Annotated in this window: 15 protein-coding genes, 1 tRNA gene and 1 pseudogene; 10 read left to right on the plus strand and 7 right to left on the minus strand. The window is 71.6% G+C overall.

Annotation, left to right across the window (positions count from 1 at the left end; all coding sequences use genetic code 11):
• Nucleotides 1-512: 512 nt before the first annotated feature.
• The 4 genes from IE180_RS22895 to gntD are packed head-to-tail and all read left to right on the plus strand — an operon-like array spanning nt 513 to nt 4595.
• Nucleotides 513-1634: a Fe(II)-2OG oxygenase family protein gene (locus IE180_RS22895; protein ID WP_190158817.1), complete on the plus strand. Its 1122-nt coding sequence runs from the start codon at nt 513-515 to the stop codon at nt 1632-1634.
• Entirely contained in the window at nt 1619-2836 is a 1218-nt protein-coding gene (locus tag IE180_RS22900; protein WP_190158818.1) for an argininosuccinate synthase domain-containing protein, read from the plus strand. Before IE180_RS22895 ends, IE180_RS22900 begins: the two co-directional genes overlap by 16 nt.
• Nucleotides 2833-3516, plus strand: coding sequence for a cyclase family protein (locus tag IE180_RS22905; protein WP_190158819.1), 684 nt, complete (start codon nt 2833-2835; stop codon nt 3514-3516). Before IE180_RS22900 ends, IE180_RS22905 begins: the two co-directional genes overlap by 4 nt.
• 53 nt (nt 3517-3569) lie before the next feature.
• Nucleotides 3570-4595 (plus strand): guanitoxin biosynthesis L-enduracididine beta-hydroxylase GntD, encoded by a 1026-nt coding sequence (gntD, locus tag IE180_RS22910; protein ID WP_190158820.1) that lies wholly within the window; start codon nt 3570-3572, stop codon nt 4593-4595.
• A gap of 65 nt (nt 4596-4660) precedes the next feature.
• On the opposite strand, the gene IE180_RS22915 is transcribed toward gntD, so the two are convergent.
• The 3 genes from IE180_RS22915 to IE180_RS22925 all read right to left on the minus strand — a co-directional run bounded on the left by IE180_RS22915 (nt 4661) and on the right by IE180_RS22925 (nt 8213).
• Nucleotides 4661-5305, minus strand: a complete 645-nt coding sequence (locus IE180_RS22915; RefSeq protein WP_190158821.1) for an HAD family hydrolase — start codon at nt 5303-5305, stop codon at nt 4661-4663.
• Between the two features lie 49 nt (nt 5306-5354).
• Nucleotides 5355-6302, minus strand: a complete 948-nt coding sequence (locus tag IE180_RS22920; RefSeq protein WP_190158822.1) for an aldo/keto reductase — start codon at nt 6300-6302, stop codon at nt 5355-5357.
• Nucleotides 6303-6824: 522 nt separating this feature from the next.
• Nucleotides 6825-8213: a cystathionine beta-synthase gene (locus tag IE180_RS22925; RefSeq protein WP_190158823.1), complete on the minus strand. Its 1389-nt coding sequence runs from the start codon at nt 8211-8213 to the stop codon at nt 6825-6827.
• 118 nt (nt 8214-8331) lie between these two features.
• On the opposite strand from IE180_RS22925, the gene IE180_RS22930 reads away from it, so the two are divergent.
• The 3 genes from IE180_RS22930 to IE180_RS22940 all read left to right on the plus strand — a co-directional run bounded on the left by IE180_RS22930 (nt 8332) and on the right by IE180_RS22940 (nt 11968).
• Nucleotides 8332-9312: an SGNH/GDSL hydrolase family protein gene (locus IE180_RS22930; protein ID WP_190158987.1), complete on the plus strand. Its 981-nt coding sequence runs from the start codon at nt 8332-8334 to the stop codon at nt 9310-9312.
• 284 nt (nt 9313-9596) lie between these two features.
• Complete coding sequence (locus IE180_RS22935) at nt 9597-10817, plus strand: acetyl-CoA C-acetyltransferase (protein WP_190158824.1); 1221 nt, start codon at nt 9597-9599, stop codon at nt 10815-10817.
• A gap of 317 nt (nt 10818-11134) precedes the next feature.
• Nucleotides 11135-11968, plus strand: coding sequence for a hypothetical protein (locus IE180_RS22940; RefSeq protein WP_190158825.1), 834 nt, complete (start codon nt 11135-11137; stop codon nt 11966-11968).
• A 79-nt stretch (nt 11969-12047) separates the two neighbouring features.
• Here the strand turns inward: IE180_RS22940 and IE180_RS22945 are convergent, their stop codons facing one another.
• The 3 genes and pseudogenes from IE180_RS22945 to IE180_RS22950 all read right to left on the minus strand — a co-directional run bounded on the left by IE180_RS22945 (nt 12048) and on the right by IE180_RS22950 (nt 13798).
• A complete protein-coding gene (locus IE180_RS22945; protein ID WP_190158826.1) occupies nt 12048-12377 on the minus strand; it encodes a hypothetical protein in 330 nt (109 codons plus the stop codon).
• Between the two features lie 41 nt (nt 12378-12418).
• Nucleotides 12419-12625, minus strand: a pseudogene (locus IE180_RS36655) (alpha/beta fold hydrolase); the annotation flags it as partial.
• A 270-nt stretch (nt 12626-12895) separates the two neighbouring features.
• The gene (locus IE180_RS22950; protein WP_190158827.1) at nt 12896-13798 is read right to left on the minus strand and encodes a Bax inhibitor-1/YccA family protein; all 903 of its coding nucleotides are present in this window, start codon (nt 13796-13798) and stop codon (nt 12896-12898) included.
• A 183-nt stretch (nt 13799-13981) separates the two neighbouring features.
• On the opposite strand from IE180_RS22950, the gene IE180_RS22955 reads away from it, so the two are divergent.
• Nucleotides 13982-14596 carry a hypothetical protein gene (locus IE180_RS22955; RefSeq protein WP_190158828.1) on the plus strand — a complete coding sequence of 205 codons (615 nt, stop codon included), beginning with the start codon at nt 13982-13984 and terminating at the stop codon, nt 14594-14596.
• Nucleotides 14597-14606: 10 nt separating this feature from the next.
• Here the strand turns inward: IE180_RS22955 and IE180_RS22960 are convergent.
• Nucleotides 14607-14691: transfer RNA gene (locus IE180_RS22960), tRNA-Leu, on the minus strand.
• Nucleotides 14692-15070: 379 nt separating this feature from the next.
• Between IE180_RS22960 and IE180_RS22965 the strand changes: the two genes are divergently transcribed.
• Together IE180_RS22965 and IE180_RS22970 are read left to right on the plus strand one after the other, a co-directional pair.
• The gene (locus tag IE180_RS22965) at nt 15071-15841 is read left to right on the plus strand and encodes an ABC transporter ATP-binding protein (RefSeq protein WP_190158829.1); all 771 of its coding nucleotides are present in this window, start codon (nt 15071-15073) and stop codon (nt 15839-15841) included.
• A gap of 52 nt (nt 15842-15893) precedes the next feature.
• On the plus strand, nt 15894-18425 hold the full coding sequence (locus tag IE180_RS22970) for an ABC transporter permease (RefSeq protein WP_190158830.1): 2532 nt from the start codon (nt 15894-15896) through the stop codon (nt 18423-18425).
• The last annotated feature ends 44 nt before the right edge of the window (nt 18426-18469 follow it).

Consider the following 18469-nt stretch of genomic DNA (forward strand, 5'->3'; position numbering starts at 1 on the left):
AGCTGCGAGTTGCACTGTAGTTTGGGCTCGAAGGGCAGGCAAGTGCCAATCTCTCGAACGCGACTTGACGAAGATGCTTGCGCCCTTCGGACCTTTCTGTTTCGATGGCGGACGCATGAGGCGAAGGCCTTGACACGGGGGTGTCTTCAATGGGCGACACAGCCGGGCCGGGCCCGGGTACGCCATTCCGTACCGCAGCGCCGTACCCCTTCGGCCCATCGGCACCGCAGCAGTCCGCCGACCGGGCCGAAAAAAACGCGAAGTAAGTCAGGTCGCAGCCCCGGTCCGGCACTCCGGACCCGGCCGGACCCTCTGGAACAGTCGCCGCATCGACCACCGGAACCGCACGGCTCCGGCCCGTCCTGATGCGCTTCTCGGCCATGCCCGGCGAACGGAATAACAGAATCCGCTACGCCGGGGACGGCCCTGTGCGACAGCGCGCACGGGTTCGACCGTGCGGGTTTCGGACGGCCGGACCTCGGAATCAGTCTTGACATCAAGGGAGGGGCCTGGTGATTCAGGTACGTGAACCAACACAGCCACCGGCCGCCGCCGGCGGCGATCCCGCCTGTGGCACGATCACGCCGCTCGACGACGTGACGATCACGCTCACCCACGCCGAACGCGAGGCGGCCGGGGACGTGTTCGCCGCGTCGGCCCGTGCCCTGAAGGACCGGCCGCTGGACGACGAGGAGCTGCTGACGGAGGCCGGGTTCGCGGGACTCCGGCTGCCGAGACGGGTCCTGGAGGCACTCGGCCGGTTCCGCCGGCACGGGAACGACGCCGGCGCGCTCCTGCTCCGGAACATGCCGGTCGACCTCGCGCCCCCCGCGACCCCGGCCGACGGGTTCCTGCCCCACTGGAACGACCTGCCGGTGGCCACCTTCGCGCAGCTCGCCGTGGCGTCGACCGTGGGCGACGTCATCGCCTACGCGGACGAGAAGCTCGGCAGGATCGTCCAGGACGTCACCCCCGTCGAGGGGGCCGAGAGGCGCCAGGAGAACTCCGGGACGGTCTACCTCGAACTCCACACCGAGGACGGGTTCCACCCGTCCAAGCCGGACTTCATCACGCTCCTGTGCATACGCCCCGACCACGAGCGCACCGCCCGAACCGTCGTCGGCGCGGCGGCCCGGGCGTTGCCGCTGCTGTCCCGGCGGACCGCCGCCGTCCTGCGGGAGCCGCGCTTCCGCCTCAGGGTGAGCAGTTCGTTCGGGGACGGTTCCGGCGACCTGCTCACCGGTCCGCTGCCGGTGCTCTCCGGCACGGCCGCCGTCCCGGACCTCCTCGCCGACTTCCACGCCATGGACGCGCTCGACGAGGAGGCGGGAGCCGCCCTGGAGGAGCTCAGGTCCGCGTTCCTCGCGACCCTGCGGGGCGGCGTCCTCGAAGTGGGCGACCTGCTCGTCGTCGACAACCGCACCGCCATCCACGGCCGTTCGCAGTTCGCCGCCCGCTTCGACGGGACCGACCGCTGGCTGCGGCGGTGCTTCGCCGTCACGGACATCCGCTCCTCACGGGCGGCCCGTCCCGCCGGCTCGCGCGTGTGCCGCCCCCTGCGGGACATCGGCCTCTTCTCCCCCGGCCCGCTCATCACCCCACGAATCGAGGACCCGGCGTGCACCGGTTCATGACGAGCCTGGAAGAACTCGCCGAGCAGCCGCCGCGGCACATGCTGCTGCTGTACTCCGGCGGCGTCGACGGGACCTATCTGCTCCAGCGGCTCCACTCCCTGGGGACCAGGGTGACGGCGCTGCACCTCCGCATCGGCGACCGCGAGTCCTCGGCCACCGCGGCCGAGCAGGCCCGGATGTTCGGCGCGAGCTTCGTCGACGTGGACGTGACGGACGGGTTCTTCGACGAGTTCGCTCCCGCCGCCGTCCACGCGGACGCCCTGTACCAGGACCAGTTCCCGGTCGGCTCGACGCTCACCCGGCCGCTCATGGCCCGGACCGCCGTGCAGGTGGCGCGGGAGCACGGCTGTGACGTGATCGGCCACACGGCGACGTACATGCAGAACAGTTCGATCCGGCTCAGCGGTTCGATCGCCGCCCTCGCGCCGGAGATCGGCGTGGCCGCGCCGTTCCTCGGCTCCGACCTGCCGCGCGAGGCCAAGCTGGCCTCGCTCCAGGAGGCCGGCCTCTCCTTCCCGGAGGGCATCCACAGCGTGGACGCCAACCCCTGGGCGCGGGTCATCGAGTGCGGGTCCCTGGAGAGCCCGGAGAACCGCCTGGACGAGAGCGTCTTCCGGTGGACCCGGGACGTCGCCGACACCCCCGCCGACCCGGCCGAGGTGCTCCTCACGTTCCGGGAGGGCCTGCCCGTCGCCCTCGACGACGCGCCGATCGCCTTCGGCGACCTCGTGGAGCGCCTCAACGTGCTGGCCGGCGAGCACGGGGTGGGCCGCTCCTCCGGCCTGGAGGACACCCCGTTCGGGGTGAAGAACCACGAGATCCGCGAGGCTCCCGCCGCCACCGTGATCATCAAGGCGCACCAGGTCCTGGCCAACGCCGTCTTCACGGCCCAGGAGCACGCGGTGCGCGGGTCGATCGCCCGGGAGTGGACCACGACCGTGGTCCAGGGCGGCTGGTTCAGCCACCTCGGCGAGAGCCTGGCCAGGTGCCTGGCCGATCTGGACCGCCCGCTGGAGGGTTCCGTGCGGCTGCGGCTGCACCGGGGCGCGCTCACCGTGCTCAGCGTGAACTCGGAGAACGGCCTCTACTACACACGCTTCGGCAAGACGTTCCACGCGTCGATGTCCGAGTACTCCTACACACCTTGGCTGTCGCTGGCCACTCTGCCCAGCCGACTGCGACGATTCGGAGCTCCGCGATGACCAGCAACAAGAGGGACCTCGTCGACCTTTCGCACGTGGTGCGCGAAGGCATGACCACCTACCCCGGGCTGCCCGGCCCGGTGATCGAGGACCACATGTCGCGCGTGGACTCCCGCGACCGCTACTCCCCCGGGACCGAGTTCCAGATCGGCCGCATCACCCTCGTGGCGAACACGGGAACGTACGCCGACGTCCCCTTCCACCGCTTCGACGGCGGCGCCGACCTCTCGGAGGTGCCGCTGTCCCGGTTCGTCGACCTGGAGGGCGTGGCGGTCGGCGTCCCCGCCGGCTCTCCGAGCGGCATCGGTCCCGAGGTGTTCGAGGGCCTCGAGGTGACCGACCGGGCCGTCCTCGTCCACACGGGCTGGGACCGGCACTGGGCCACCCCGTCGTACGGGGACCCGGAGCACCCCTTCCTCACCGAGGCGGCCGTCGAGTGGCTGGTGGCCCGGCGCCCCGCCCTGGTGGGCATCGACTCGGTCAACATCGACGACATGGCCGACCTGGCACGGCCCGCGCACACCGGGCTCCTCGCCGCCGGCATCCCGGTGGTCGAGCACATGACCGGTCTGGAGCAGGTCGTGGGACGGGAGTTCCGCTTCCACGCCGCACCGATCCCCGTCGCGGGCATGGGCACCTTCCCCGTGCGGGCCTACGCCCTCGTCGACGGGGAAGGGTGACCGGCACCACCGCCGGCGCAGAGGACCACACTGCTTCTACGAAGGTCGTGGACATGGAGAAGTACCACCTGGACGCCCAGGCCAACGCGGACGTCGACGAGCTGGTGCGGGAGTTGACCCGTGACCTGTCGAGCGTGCACGAGGCGGCGTTCCACAGAAAGGCCGCGGTGCTCGCGCACGAGCTGCCGCGGGATCTCCGGGAGGCGCTCGTCGGGTTCCGCCTGACCGAGCCGTCCGGGGGGTTCCTGCTGTCCGGCATCCGGATCGGCGAGGAGATCGGCCCCACCCCCGGCGACTGGCACCAGCCCGCGGGGGCGGTCTCGCCGGCCCTGCGGGAGGAGGCCGTCTTCGTCCTGTGCGCGCAGCTCCTCGGCGACCCGTTCGGGTACGCGACCCTGCAGAACGGGCTGGTGATGCACAACATCGTGCCCATCCAGGGGCACGAGAAGGAACAGATCTCCTCCGGCTCGGAGGAGACCCTCGAGTGGCACACCGAGGAGGCGTTCCACCCCCACCGGGCGGACTACACGGCGCTGATGTGCCTGCGCAATCCGTACGGTGCGCCGACCACGTACGCCGAGATCTCCGACCTCGACATCACGGAGGCGGACCGCGCGACGCTCCGGCAGCCGCTCTACGCCACCCGGCCGAGCGGCTCGCACTCCGCGGAGCGGAACGCGTACACCACCCACCTGCCGGAGAGCCTGCACGCCCTGGCGAAGGAGAGCTTCGACCGGATCGAGGAGCTGCACCGCAACCCGCCGGCCGTGAGCATCCTGTTCGGCGACGACGCCGATCCGTATCTGTGCGTCGACCCCGACTGCATGACCCCGCTGACCGAGGAGGCGGCCGGGGCGCTGGAGCGGCTGTGCGCCGAGATCAACCGGAAGCTCCAGGACGTCACCCTCACCCCCGGTGACATCCTCTTCCTCGACAACAACAGCGCGATCCACGGACGCCGGCCGTTCAAGGCGCGCTTCGACGGTGCGGACCGCTGGCTGAAGCGGATGAACATCACGCGCGACCTGCGACGTTCGCGGGCCCGTCGGCTCTCGGCCGACGACCGGGTCGTCCGTTAGGGATCGTCTCGACCGGTCGACGGACCCGTGCGGCCTGCGGCCCTCCGGCCGCAGGCCGCACGCGTTCATCGGGCGGCGTGCAGCAGGGGGAAGACCTCGGCGACCGAGCTCACGACCTGTCCGGGGATCAGCCCTCCGTCCTGGAGGGGCCGGCCGCCGGACACCCAGATCGTCGACATGCCCACGGCGGCGCCGCCCGCGATGTCGTGCTCCAGGGAGTCGCCGATCATCCAGGCTCCGTCGAGTCCGGTGCCCGCGCGGTCGGCGACCAGCCGGAAGATCTCCGGATCCGGCTTGCGCATCGGCTCGTCGTCGGCGAAACACACCACGTCGAACAGGTCTCCCAGGCCGTCCCGCATCTTCGGCTGCTGGTCCACCTCCGTACCGTTCGTCAGGAGGGCCGTCCGCCATCCCCGCGCACGCAGTTCCCTGAGGCTGTCCAGAACTCCGTCGAATGTGCGGGAAAGGCGAGGCACGCGGTCCAGGAATATGCTTCGGAGTTCATCCGGGGATTCGGTGAATCCGAATTGGTCGATGATGGCCTGAAAACTCTCCTGCGGGGAGACCGGACGTTGTTGTTCCGCCCGGAGGAACTCCAGCCCCGCCGCCCCGAGATTCCGCTGCTCGGTCAATTCGATGAACCACCGGTCCACTGCTCCGGAGCTGTCCACCAGTGTGTCGTCGAGATCGAAGATGGCGAATCTGTTCACGTGGGACCCATCGTGTCGTGTACGGAGGGGGCGGAGCGTCGGCGCCTCGCTACTCGCGGGCGCCCACGGGTGCCGGCAGCGCGTCCAGCTCGGCGAGGTCCTCCGCCGACAGGACGAGCTCGGCCGCCGCGGCGTTCTGCTCCAGGTAGTGCGGAGTCTTGGTGCCCGGGATCGGGATGACGTGCTCGCCCTGCGCGAGCAGCCAGGCGAGGGCGACCTGGGCGGGGGTGGCGCCACGGCGCTCGCCCACCAGGCGGACCCGGTCCACCAGCGCGGCGTTGGCGGCCATCGCCTCCTCGGTGAACCGGGGCATGTCGGCCCGGAAGTCGCCCTCGGCGAGATCCACGGGGGTGGTGTAGCGCCCGCCCAGCAGCCCGCTGCCGAGCGGCGAGTGACACAGGAACGCGATGCCGTGCTCGCGGCAGAACGGCACGACGTCTCCCTGGAAGTCCCGTGTGAACAGGGAGAACTCCGACTGCACGGCGGCGACCGGGTGCACGGCACGGGCCCGGCGGACCTCGTCGGCGGACGCCTCGGAGATGCCGAGGGCGCGCACCTTGCCCTCGGCCGCGAGCTTCGCGAGCTCGCCCCAGCTCTCCTCCACCGGGACCCTCGGGTCGACGCGGTGCAGGAAGTAGACGTCGAGGTGGTCGGTGCGCAGGCGCCGCAGACTGGCCTCGAGGGCGGACCTGAGGTACTCCGGGCGCCCGTCGAGGGTGAAGTCCGTCCCGTCGAACCGGACGCCGCCCTTGCTCGACAGCACGGCCTCGTGGCGCCGGCCGAGCAGGGCGCGCCCGACGAGTTCCTCGTTGGTGAACGGCCCGTACACGTCCGCCGTGTCGATCAGGTTGACGCCCAGGTCGAGCGCACGGCGCACGACGGCCACGGATGTCTCGTCGTCGCGGCGTTGCGGGTCGTAGGCGAAGGACATCCCCATCGTGCCCAGTCCTATCCGGCCGACGACCGGACCTCCGGAACCGAGTGCGGTTGTGCGCACGGAACATTCCTTTCGAGCAGGGGATGGGGATATGGCCCTGCTCTACCCTCACGGTCGGTGTCAACGCCCCGTCGCAGCACCATCGGCCGGGTCAGCATAGAATCCGCCGACATGGCGCGACAACCCCTTCAGGAAAAGGCGGTCGCCATGGCGAGGAGAACTCCGCAGTTCCTTGCGGACATTTCCGTCGGCGCGAACCGGCGCCATTCCGGCACAAGCCGAATTCCGCGTGCGCGGCGGTTCTCCGGCGGCACGCCGGCGCGAGGGGGCCGGCGCCGGCCGCGGCCGGAGCGGTGGGCGCGGGGACCGCCGCACCCCCGTCACCGGGGGGCGGGACGACGGCGGTCCCCGCGGGGACGCGGGCCCGGGTCAGGGCCGGTCCGCGTCCGCGGCGTCTGGCAGAAACCCGGGAGCCGCTCCGGAAGTCCGTGACGCCGACGGACACCAATGTGCCGGACGCGTGTTAAGCCGGTGCTGCGGGCACGTGTCGCCCTCGTACCGGTTGCGCGAACTGCTCCCCCGCTACTTCGTGCCGCCGTTGGCCAGGAAGGCCAGCAGGTCCTGACGGCTCACCACGCCCGTCGGCTTGCCCTCGACCAGCACGATCGCCGCGTCGGCGGACTCGCCGAGGACGGACATCAGGTCGGCGACCGGCTCGCCCGAGCCGACCTGCGGAAGCGGCGCGCTCATGTGCCGCTCCAGCGGGTCCTCCAGGGAGGCCTTCTTGGTGAAGAGGTGGTCGAGGAGCTCGCGCTCGACGACCGAGCCGACGACCTCGGCCGCCATGACGTCGGGGTGGCCGGCGCCGGGCTTCACGATGGGCATCTGGGAGACGCCGTACTCGCGCAGCACCTCGATGGCCTGGCCGACGGTCTCGTCCGGGTGCATGTGGACGAGCGAGGGCAGGCCGCCCTCCTTGTGGCGCAGGACGTCGGCGACGGTGGCGGTGGAGGTGTCCTCCAGGAAGCCGTGGCCGGCCATCCACTCGTCGCTGAAGATCTTCGACATGTAGCCGCGGCCCGAGTCCGGCAGCAGCACGACGACGACGTCGTCGGGACCGAGCTCCTTGGCGACCTCCAGGGCCGCGACGACGGCCATGCCGCAGGAGCCGCCGACGAGGAGGCCCTCCTCCTTGGCGAGGCGGCGGGTCATCTGGAAGGAGTCCTTGTCGGACACCGCGACGATCCGGTCCGTGACGTTCCGGTCGTACGCGGTCGGCCAGAAGTCCTCGCCGACGCCCTCGACCAGGTACGGACGGCCGGAACCGCCCGAGTAGACCGAGCCCTCCGGGTCCGCGCCGATGACCTTCACCTTCCCGCCGCTGACCTCCTTGAGGTAGTTGCCGGTGCCGGAGATCGTGCCGCCGGTGCCGACGCCCGCGACGAAGTGGGTGATCTTCCCGTCCGTCTGCTCCCAGAGCTCGGGACCGGTGGTCTCGTAGTGCGAGCGCGGGTTGTTGGGGTTCGAGTACTGGTCGGGCTTCCAGGCGCCCGGCGTCTCACGGACGAGGCGGTCCGAGACGTTGTAGTACGAGTCGGGGTGCTCGGGGTCGACGGCCGTGGGGCAGACCACGACCTCGGCGCCGTAGGCCCGCAGCACGTTGATCTTGTCGAGCGACACCTTGTCGGGGCAGACGAAGATGCACTTGTAGCCCTTCTGCTGGGCCACGATCGCCAGGCCGACGCCGGTGTTGCCGGACGTGGGCTCGACGATGGTGCCGCCGGGCTTGAGCTCACCGCTCTGCTCCGCCGCCTCGATCATGCGCAGGGCGATCCGGTCCTTGACCGAGCCTCCGGGGTTGAAGTACTCGACCTTGGCCAGAACGGTCGCCTGAATGCCCGCTGTGACGTTGTTGAGCTTCACCAGCGGGGTGTTGCCGACGAGGCTGATCATCGAGTCGTGGAATTGCACCGTAATCTCCGGGGTCTCCGTAATGGTGTGGCCAGCGTATGCGTAGTCGGAGCGGGTTACGGGGCAGTTAGACCCTGAACGGCTTGAAGGAGGTGACGGCCCCATGTCGAGGGCGAGGGTGGCGCGGCGGATCGCGGCGGGTGCGGCGTACGGCGGCGGGAGCATCGGACTGCTCGGTGTGGCGGCGGTGGGGGTCCTCCTGGCCGAGGCGCAGCTGGCCAAGCGCACGGTCTACGGCGCCCCGGCGCCGCTGCCGCCGGTGGCGGACGGCCTCTACGGCCGCGCCTTCGGCACGGAGGACCCGCTGCGGCTGGCCCTTCTGGGTGATTCCACGGCGGCGGGCCAGGGCGTCCGCCGCTCGGGGCAGACACCGGGCGCGCTCCTCGCCTCCGGCCTCGCGGCGGTCGCGGAGCGCCCGGTGGTGCTGCGGAACGTGGCGCTCTCCGGCGCCCGCTCCGACGACCTGGAGCGCCAGGTGTCGCTGCTGCTCGCGCAGCCGCTCGGGCCGCCGGACGTGTGCGTGATCATGATCGGCGCGAACGACGTCACGCACCGCCTGCCGCCCACGGAGTCCGTGCGGCTGCTCGCCTCGGCCGTGCGCCGGCTGCGGACGGCGGGGGCGGAGGTGGTGGTCGGGACCTGCCCGGACCTGGGCACGATCGAGCCCGTCTACCAGCCGCTGCGCTGGCTGGCGCGGCGGGCGTCGCGGCAGCTGGCGGCGGCGCAGACGATCGTGGTCGTGGAGCAGGGCGGGCGGACGGTGTCGCTGGGCGACCTCCTGGGGCCCGAGTTCGCGGCGAACCCGCGCGAGATGTTCGGGATCGACAGCTTCCACCCCTCCGCGGAGGGGTACGCGACGGCGGCGATGGCCGTCCTGCCGACGCTCTGCGCCGCACTGGGCGTCTGGCCGGAACCGGACCGGCTGGAGCCGGAGCGGCGGGAGAACATGCTGCCGGTGGCGAGGGCGGCGGCGGAGGCGGCGCGGGAGGCGGGGACGGAGGTCACGGGCGCCCGCGCTCCGTGGGCGCTGCTGAAGCACCGCCGCCGTCGCCGCCTCCCGGTCGCCCCGGAGCCTTCCCCGGAGGACGCCCAGACGTGACCCGCGCGCCGGGACGTCGCCCCCGCCGTGGCCGGCCCCGTCGTGGCCGCCCCCGTCGTGGCCGGCCCCGCCGTTGCCGCCCCCGCGCCCGCCGTCATGGGAGTCGTTCCGCCGGGGCGGGACGATTGCCCACACGGCGGGTGGGGCAGTGGTCCGGGTGGGGATTCGACTGAGCGTTCGCTTAGAAAAGAGGTCCGCGTCACACCGTCCAAGCGGTGACCCGTGCGGTACGTACAGGTAACTTCCCTTTCAGTCCGCCCACTCCGCACCCTCATGGAGCCGTGATGCCCGAAGCCGTGATCGTCTCGACCGCCCGCTCGCCCATCGGCCGGGCCTTCAAGGGCTCCCTCAAGGACCTGCGGCCGGACGACCTCACCGCGACCATCGTCCAGGCCGCCCTGGCGAAGGTGCCGGAGCTGGACCCCCGCGACATCGACGACCTGATGCTCGGCTGCGGCCTCCCCGGCGGCGAGCAGGGCAACAACCTGGGCCGGATCGTCGCCGTGCAGATGGGCATGGACCACCTGCCGGGCTGCACGATCACCCGTTACTGCTCCTCCTCGCTGCAGACCTCCCGCATGGCGCTGCACGCGATCAAGGCGGGCGAGGGCGACGTCTTCATCTCGGCCGGCGTCGAGATGGTGTCCCGCTTCGTGAAGGGCAACTCGGACTCGCTGCCGGACACGCACAACCCGCTCTTCGCCGAGGCGGAGGCCCGCACGAAGGCCGTCGCGGAGTCCGAGGGCTCCACCTGGCACGACCCGCGCGAGGACGGCCTCGTCCCGGACGCGTACATCGCGATGGGCCAGACCGCGGAGAACCTGGCCCGCTGGAAGGGCATCAGCCGCCAGGAGATGGACGAGTTCGGCGTGCGGTCGCAGAACCTCGCCGAGCAGGCCATCAAGAACGGTTTCTGGGAGCGCGAGATCACCCCGGTGACGCTGCCGGACGGCACGGTCGTCTCCACGGACGACGGCCCGCGCGCGGGCGTCACGCTGGAGGGCGTGCAGGGCCTCAAGCCGGTCTTCCGCCCCGACGGCCTGGTCACCGCCGGCAACTGCTGCCCGCTGAACGACGGCGCCGCCGCGCTGGTGATCATGTCCGACACCAAGGCCCGCGAGCTCGGTCTGACCCCGCTGGCCCGGATCGTCTCCACCGGCGTCTCCGGCCTCTCCCCCGAGATCATGGGCCTCGGCCCGGTCGAGGCCTCGAAGCAGGCGCTCAAGCGCGCCGGCCTGACGATCGGCGACATCGACCTCGCCGAGATCAACGAGGCCTTCGCCGCCCAGGTCATCCCGTCCTACCAGGACCTGGGCCTGGATCTGGACAAGGTGAACGTCAACGGTGGCGCCATCGCCGTCGGCCACCCCTTCGGCATGACCGGCGCCCGGATCACCGGCACGCTGATCAACAGCCTCCAGTTCCACGACAAGCAGTTCGGCCTGGAGACCATGTGCGTCGGCGGCGGCCAGGGCATGGCCATGGTCATCGAGCGCCTGAGCTGACCCGGCGCCCGGATCGGCCCGGAGCCCGAACCGGCCCGGGCCGATCCGCGACCGCCCGGGCCGGAGCCCGGTCCGGTCCCCCGCTCTCCACGGCCCGAACCCGTCAACCGTGCCGCGTCCGAGCCGTGACCGAATCTCCCCCAGGATGTGACCTACATCCCGGGGGAGATTGTTTTCCCAGGTCAGAGCGGTTTCGGGACTAAACGCCTGGCAGAAATACCTGTCCAATTCGTGACGTAATGCACTGACAGCAGGCACCACCTCGGGACAAGCTGATGTAGAAGTCGGGGGATCGACTCGGAATCGGGAGTACGTCAGTGAGCGCCATGTCTCTTGCCCTGCTGCTGACCACGGCCGCCGCCACGGCCGTGGGCGCTGCTGCCCTGCACGCCGTCCACGGTCTCCGCAAGGAGGTCACCGCCCTCCGGGGCGAGCTGGCCGCCGGTCACGGCGGGACGGTCCCGGCCGCCCGCACCTCGCCCGCCGCCGAGATACGGGCCGCGGTCACCGAGGCGCTGGCCGAGGAGCGCGAGCGCGAGCTGGCGGAGGCGCGTGCCTTCTGGGCCGCGCAGGAGGCCCGTGACGCGGCCGACGCCCCGTCCCTGCTGGGCGGTCTGGGCGGCCCGGCCGACGACGGCACCTTCTTCGTGCCGCGCCAGTCCGACTTCGTGGGCCTGGAGGCGATGGCCCTGGAGGCCATGGAGGCGGAGGCCGCCGCGCTGGACGGCCCGGAGGCCCTGGACTCCTTCGACGAGTACCCCGAGGACTCGGCGGAGCTGGCCGCGGCCCGCCGCCGGCACCCCTCGCACCCGGACTTCGTGCCGGTGCAGACGCCCGTGGTGACCGACCACGAGCGGACGGTGGCCCGCCTGGAGGAGCTCGCGGACACCCGCACCGCGCTCACCGACGTCCGCCCGGGTCCGCTCGGCACCCTCGACGTGTACGTCTTCGCGGACGGCACCACGCTCTGCATGACCCCCGGCCACCGCGAGACCGCGGAGCGCCTCGCCGAGGCCCTGCGCGCGGGCCGCACCCCGGTCCTGCTCGGCGGGTCGGGCGTCTCGGGCGCCTTCGCCCTGACCTTCTCGTACGGCGACACGGACGAGGAGAACGTCTACATCCTCGCGGACCGCGTGATCGCCTCCCTGTAGGCCCGCGACCGCCCCGGGCCCTCGTACGTACGGGGCGGGCCCCTGGCCCGCGGCCGCCCCGCGGGCCCGCGACGGGGCCCTACAGCCCCGCGCGCTCCGCGGCCTCCCGCACCAGCCTCACGGCCTCGTCCAGCTCTCCCTCGTGGGAGCCGGCCGGGGCCGTTCGCAGGACCTCGGCCAGATCGTTCCCGGCGACGGCGAGTTGGTCGCCCACCGCGAACAGGCCCGCGTCCGGCATGGTCCTCGGCTCCCGGTCGGGGTTCTCGGCGCGCTGGGCGCGCACCGCCAGCTCCCGGGCGAGGGCCAGTCCTTCGGCCGCCGCGGACTGCCGGAGGCGGCTCTGCGGGGCGGCCCGCAGCCGGTCGGCGAACCGCTCGACGGCGGCGGTCAGTTCACTCGTATCGTGCACCCCGCGACCCTACGCGCCCGCCCGGGCCCCCTGCCAACGGGTCACTTCGCGTGCCGGCCGAGGAAGTCGCGGACGGGTCCGGCGATCTCCTCGCCGTGCGTCTCCAGGGCGAGGTGTCCGGCGTCCAGGAGGTGGATCTCGGCGTCGGGCAGGTCCCGGGCGAAGGCCTCCGCCCCGGCCGGCCCGAAGACCTCGTCGCCGCGTCCCCGGGCCGCGAGCAGCGGCGGCCGGTGGGTGCGGAAGCACTCGTGGGAGGCGCGACCACGAGGAGGCCCTGCGGACGTACTCCGCCGAGCGGACGGACGCCCTCGGCGCCCCGTCCGCCCTCGCCGACCAGCCGGTCCTGCTCGCCGACGGCGCCATGGCCGTCGCGGGCACCACCGGCTCCCCGGAGCCGGCCGTCCGGGCGGAGCGGCGGCCCGCGTCCTCCTCGACGCGGCCCGTTCCTGACCCCGGGGACGCGGAAGGGCCCGCCCGGCGCGAAGCCGGACGGGCCCTTCCCCCGAGTCGGGGGTGCGTCAGTCGTCGCCCTGGAGGATCGACAGCAGACGCAGCATCTCCAGGTAGATCCACACCAGGGTCATGGTGAGACCGAAGGCGGCCAGCCAGGCCTCCTCGCGCGGCGCGCCGTAGGCCACGCCGTCCTCGACCTGCTTGAAGTCGAGGGCGAGGAAGCAGGCGCCGAGGATGATGCCCACGATGCCGAAGACGATGCCGAGGCCACCGCTGCGGAAGCCGAGGCCGTCACCGCCGCCGAAGACCGAGAACAGCAGGTTGACCGCCATGAGCAGCACGAAGCCCATCGCGGCGGCCATCACGAAGCCGTAGAAGCGGCGGGTGACGCGGATCCAGCCCATCTTGTAGGCGAGGAGCACGCCGGCGAAGACCGACATCGTGCCCAGGACCGCCTGGACGACCACGCCGTCGGCGATGTACGTCGAGACGGCGGCGGAGATCACCCCGAGGAAGACGCCCTCGAAGGCGGCGTAGCCCAGGATCAGCGCGGGCGACGGCTTGCGCTTGAAGGACTGCACCAGCGACAGGACCAGCGCGACCAGGCCGGCGCCGATGGCGATGCCGTAGGACTTCCCGAGGTTCGCCGGGTCGACCGGCAGCAGCAGCCAGGACAGGACGGCGGTGACCACGACCGTGCCGAGCGTCATGGCCGTACGGCTCACGACGTCGTCGATCGTCATCACGTTGCCGCGGGCCTGCTGCGGGGCGCCGAGCTGGGTGTCCTGCGGGGCGTACGGGTTGGTCGCGTACGGGTTCGCGGCGCCCTGGGCGTAGGGGTTGCCCGTGGCGTACGGGCTGGTTCCCACGGCGGGGCCCCCGGCCTGCGGCTGCTGCGCGTTGAAGCCCGCGTAGCCCGCGTCGCGGCTGAACCCCCGTCGCGAGAAGACCGGGTTGCTGCTCCTCATCTCACTCCTCCATGGCAGGCCGCGCGGCGCGGCCTTGCGTCAAGGGTAATGCGTAGGCAAAAGAAAGACCCTAGTGCTCGGGGAGGATCTTTTCCCGTAAGTTTTCGATCTTCGTCGGCGGCGGACCTCCCCGTCCGGCCAGGCTCTTCCCGTCGAAGAAACCCCTACCCCGGGAGAGCCCCCTTGACCGCCGAGCCCCACGAGACCTGGACCCTGCGCCACGCGACCGCCTGGGTCTTCACCGCGAACGGCTCCCTCACCAGGCCCGTGGTCCTGGTCGGCGACGCCGGCGTCGAGCTCGCCGACCTCGCCGCGCGCGCGGACCACCCCGCGTACTCGCTCCTCTCGGAGCTGAAGGCGCGCGGCCACGACCTGGTCCTGCTCGGTCTCCCCGCCGACGGCTCCATGACCGGCGACGGCGGGACCGTGCAGAACGCCGTCGCGCGGGCGGTCGCGGAGCAACTGGGCTCCCACCCCCTGACCGTCGGCGGCACCGGACAGGGCGCCCTCGCCGCCCGCTACGCCCTCGCGGGCATGGAGTACCAGCGGATCGACCACCGGACGGGGGTCCTCTTCTCCCACAACGGCGCCGCCCCGGAACTGGAGGACGAGGCCGAGCTGAGCCGCATGGGCGAACGGCCCCGGGTCCCCCGCTTCCTGCGGCTCGTCGACGAGGGGGTGACCGACGGCCTGACCGGGGAGATCACCGAGGACGCGGTCACCGGCGCGGCAGCGCCCTCCACGGGCCCGCTCCTCCCGGAGGAGTACGGCTCCTGGCTGCTGGACCGGCTGCCGTAGGGGCGAACCGTGGTGCCCGGAACCGGACTCGAACCGGTACGGCCCGAAGGCCAGCGAGGTTTAAGCTCGCCGTGTCTGCGTTCCACCATCCGGGCGTCGCCGCGAAGCTCCGCGTCGGCACATGAGCCTATCGGGACGATTTCCCCCGATCAGCGGAACGGGAGCCCGATGTTGTCTTATTTTATTGACGTCTGAGGGTGCGTCAGCGCAGGTGAGGGCCCTTTCGTCAAACTGTGACAGGGGTCGCAGGCGCAAAGCCGCACCCCCTGGAATGACGAAAAGTCGTCGCACTTCTGTCACGTCGACGCGACGGCGTCCCTCAGGGGCGCCGTCATACCAAAGGAGGACGGGACACCCTCCCGGTCAGACTCCAGACTGCCCCCCGAACCGGCACAGGGACGGACGTCCGGCGCCGGAACGCCCGACACGATGGAGGGGTTCCCGAATCGCAGTCGCAGTGACAGGAGTCCTCCCGTGACCACCACCCCCACCGTGTCCCGCGCCACCGCGGTGGCCGCCCGCGCCGCGGAGCTCACGAAGGTCTACGGACACGGCGAGACCCAGGTGGTCGCGCTCGACCACGTCACCGTCGACTTCCGGCAGGGCGAGTTCACCGCGATCATGGGCCCCTCGGGCTCCGGCAAGTCGACGCTCATGCACTGCGTCGCCGGCCTGGACTCCTTCTCCTCCGGCTCGGTCCGGATCGGCGAGACGGAGCTCTCCACCCTGAAGGACAAGCAGCTCACCCAGCTGCGCCGGGACAAGATCGGCTTCATCTTCCAGGCCTTCAACCTGCTGCCGACGCTGACGGCCCTGGAGAACATCACGCTGCCGATGGACATCGCGGGCCGCAAGGCCGACCAGCAGTGGGTCCAGCAGGTCATCGACATGCTCGGCCTCTCCGGCCGCCTCAAGCACCGCCCCGCCGAGCTCTCCGGCGGCCAGCAGCAGCGCGTGGCCGTGGCCCGCGCCCTCGCCTCCCGCCCCGAGATCATCTTCGGCGACGAGCCCACCGGAAACCTGGACTCCCGCTCGGGCGCCGAGGTCCTCGGCTTCCTGCGCAACTCGGTGCGGGAGCTGGGCCAGACCGTCGTCATGGTCACCCACGACGCGGTGGCCGCCTCCTACGCGGACCGCGTGATCTTCCTCGCGGACGGCCGGATCGTCGACGAGATGCTGCGCCCGACGGCGGACGGCGTCCTCGACCGCATGAAGGCCTTCGACGCCAAGGGCCGTACGAGCTGACGCGGACCCGAACCGCCCCGCCCGTCGCCCCCTCGAACTCCAGGACCCGCCCATGTTCCGCACCGCCCTGCGCAACGTCCTCGCGCACAAGGCGAGACTGCTGATGACCGTCCTCGCCGTGATGCTCGGCGTGGCCTTCGTCTCCGGCACCCTCGTCTTCACCGACACCCTCTCCCAGGCCTTCCGCAACCAGTCGGCGAAGAGCTACGACGACGTGGCCGTCGCCGTCGAGATGTACCCGAACCCCGAGGAGGCCCGGAAGACCCCCGGCCTCTCCCAGAAGGTCGTCGACGAGCTCGCGAAGCTCGACGGGGTCACCTCCGTCGCCCCGCGCGTCGACGGCTTCGCCGGCGTGCCCGACAGGAACGGCAGGCTGATCGGCCTCGGCTGGGCCAACAAGGGCGCCAACTTCACCCCCGGCAAGGACGGCAAGGACCGCGCGTACGCCTTCACCGCCGGCTCCGGCCCGGTGGAGGACACGCAGATCGCGCTCGACAGGGACACCGCCGACAAGGGCGGCTACCGGGTCGGCGACACCGTCCGCGTCGCCACCAACGGCCCGGTGAAGGAGTACACCCTCTCCGGCGTCTTCACCACCGAGGACGGCGCCGTCAACGCCGGCGGCAGCCTGGTCGTCTTCGACACCGCCGTCGCGCAGAAGCTCTACCTGAAGCCCAGTTACTTCCAGAACCTGACCGTCAGCGCCACCCCCGGCACCGACGCCGACCGGCTCGTCGACGAGGTCCTGAAGGTCGTCCCGAAGACGGCCACCGCGCGGACCGGCACGGCCCTCGCCGACCAGCAGGCCAAGGACATCGAGGCCGGCATGGGCACGCTCAACCAGATCCTCCTGGGATTCGCGGGCATCGCGCTCTTCGTCGGGATCTTCCTGATCTCCAACACCTTCACCATGCTGGTCGCCCAGCGCACCAAGGAACTCGCCCTGATGCGCGCCGTCGGCGCCTCGCGCCGGCAGATCACCCGCTCCGTCCTCGCCGAGGCCGGTCTGGTCGGCCTGGTCGCCTCCGCCGTCGGCTACGTCCTCGGCATCGGCCTCGCGGTCGGACTCCGCTCGGCCATGAGCGCCTTCGAGATGAAGGTCCCGGACGGCGACCTGGTCCTCGGCACCACCCCGGCCGTCGCCGCCCTCGCCGTCGGCGTCCTCATCACCATGCTCGCCGCCTGGCTGCCCGGCCGCCGCGCCGCGAAGATCCCGCCGGTCGCCGCCATGAGCAGTGTCCACGCCACCGCGAGCACCAAGTCGCTCGTCGTGCGGAACTCCCTCGGCGCCGCGCTCACCGCGATCGGCGTCGTCCTGATCTTCCTCGGCGCCGGCCAGGGCGGCGACGAGGGCCGCATGTTCATCGCGGGCGGCGCCTTCCTCACCCTCATCGGCGTCATCGTCCTGATCCCGATGCTGTCCCGGCCCGTGATCGCCGTGATCCGCCCGTTCTTCGTGAAGGCCTTCGGGGTGTCCGGCAAGCTCGCCGGCCTGAACGCGGTCCGCAACCCGCGCCGCACCGGCGCCACCGCCTCCGCGCTCGCCATCGGCCTGACCCTCGTCACCGGCCTCTCGGTGCTCGGCGCGACCGTCGGCACGGCCCTGGACAAGGTGACGACCGACCAGATCAAGGCCGACTACATGGTCTCCATGGCCAGCGGCGGCAGCCTCAGCCCGGAGGCCCTGGCCGCCCTGGAGAAGGCGCCGGGCGTCACGGCCGTCTCCCCCCAGCAGGCGGCCGCCCTGGAGATCGGGGGCGACTACGTCTCGGCCTCCGGCGTCACCCCCGGCGCCGTCGAGAAGGTCCTCAAGCTCACCGTCGTGAACGGCTCCCTGTCCTCCCTCGGCGAGGGCCGGATCGCCGTCGAGGAGAAGGTCGCCGCGAAGCGCGGCCTGAAGGTCGGCGACACCGTCCCGGTCGAGTACCTCGACAAGCAGAAGGGGAAGCTGACCGTCGGCGCGGTCTACGAGGGCAGCGAGTTCGTCTCGCCGGTCCTGATCGACCGCAAGCTGATCGACGCGCACGAGGACCCCGCCGAGATCCGCGAGATCTTCGTCTCGACGGAGGGCGGCGCGAGCGCGGCGAACGAGCGGGCCCTGTCGAAGGCCATGGGCGACAACCCGGCGATCACCGTCATGGACCACAAGGACATCCGCGACTCCTTCGGCGGCCCGATCAACATGATGCTGAACATCATGTACGGCCTGCTCGGCATGGCCCTGATCATCGCGATCCTCGGCGTCGTCAACACCCTCGCGATGTCCGTCTTCGAACGCCAGCAGGAGATCGGCATGCTGCGGGCGATCGGTCTCGACCGGCGCCGCGTGAAGCGGATGGTCCGTCTGGAGGCCGTGGTCATCTCGGTGTTCGGCGCGGTCGTCGGCATCGGCCTCGGCTCGTTCCTCGGCTGGGCGATCGGCGAGACCTTCAAGAACAGCCTGCCGGGCTACGCCCTGGTCCTGCCCTGGGACCGGATCGGCCTCTTCCTGCTCCTGGCGGCCCTGGTCGGCGTCCTCGCCTCCCTGTGGCCGGCCCGCAGCGCGGCGAAGCTGAACATGCTCTCCGCGATCAAGGCCGAGTAGTCCCCGCACGCGGGGCCCCGCACGACGGCGAAGGGCCGGCCCCC

Origin of the sequence: Streptomyces litmocidini, from assembly GCF_014649755.1 — a bacterium.
GTDB lineage: Bacteria > Actinomycetota > Actinomycetes > Streptomycetales > Streptomycetaceae > Streptomyces > Streptomyces litmocidini.

What these genes read in the sequence shown, in the direction of transcription:
- IE180_RS22905 (WP_190158819.1), top strand. Translation starts at nt 2,833, where the DNA reads ATGACCAGCAACAAGAGGGACCTCGTCGACCTTTCGCACGTGGTGCGC.
- gntD (WP_190158820.1), top strand. Translation starts at nt 3,570, where the DNA reads ATGGAGAAGTACCACCTGGACGCCCAGGCCAACGCGGACGTCGACGAG.
- IE180_RS22935 (WP_190158824.1), top strand. Translation starts at nt 9,597, where the DNA reads ATGCCCGAAGCCGTGATCGTCTCGACCGCCCGCTCGCCCATCGGCCGG.
- IE180_RS22950 (WP_190158827.1), bottom strand. Translation starts at nt 13,798, where the DNA reads ATGAGGAGCAGCAACCCGGTCTTCTCGCGACGGGGGTTCAGCCGCGAC.
- IE180_RS22970 (WP_190158830.1), top strand. Translation starts at nt 15,894, where the DNA reads ATGTTCCGCACCGCCCTGCGCAACGTCCTCGCGCACAAGGCGAGACTG.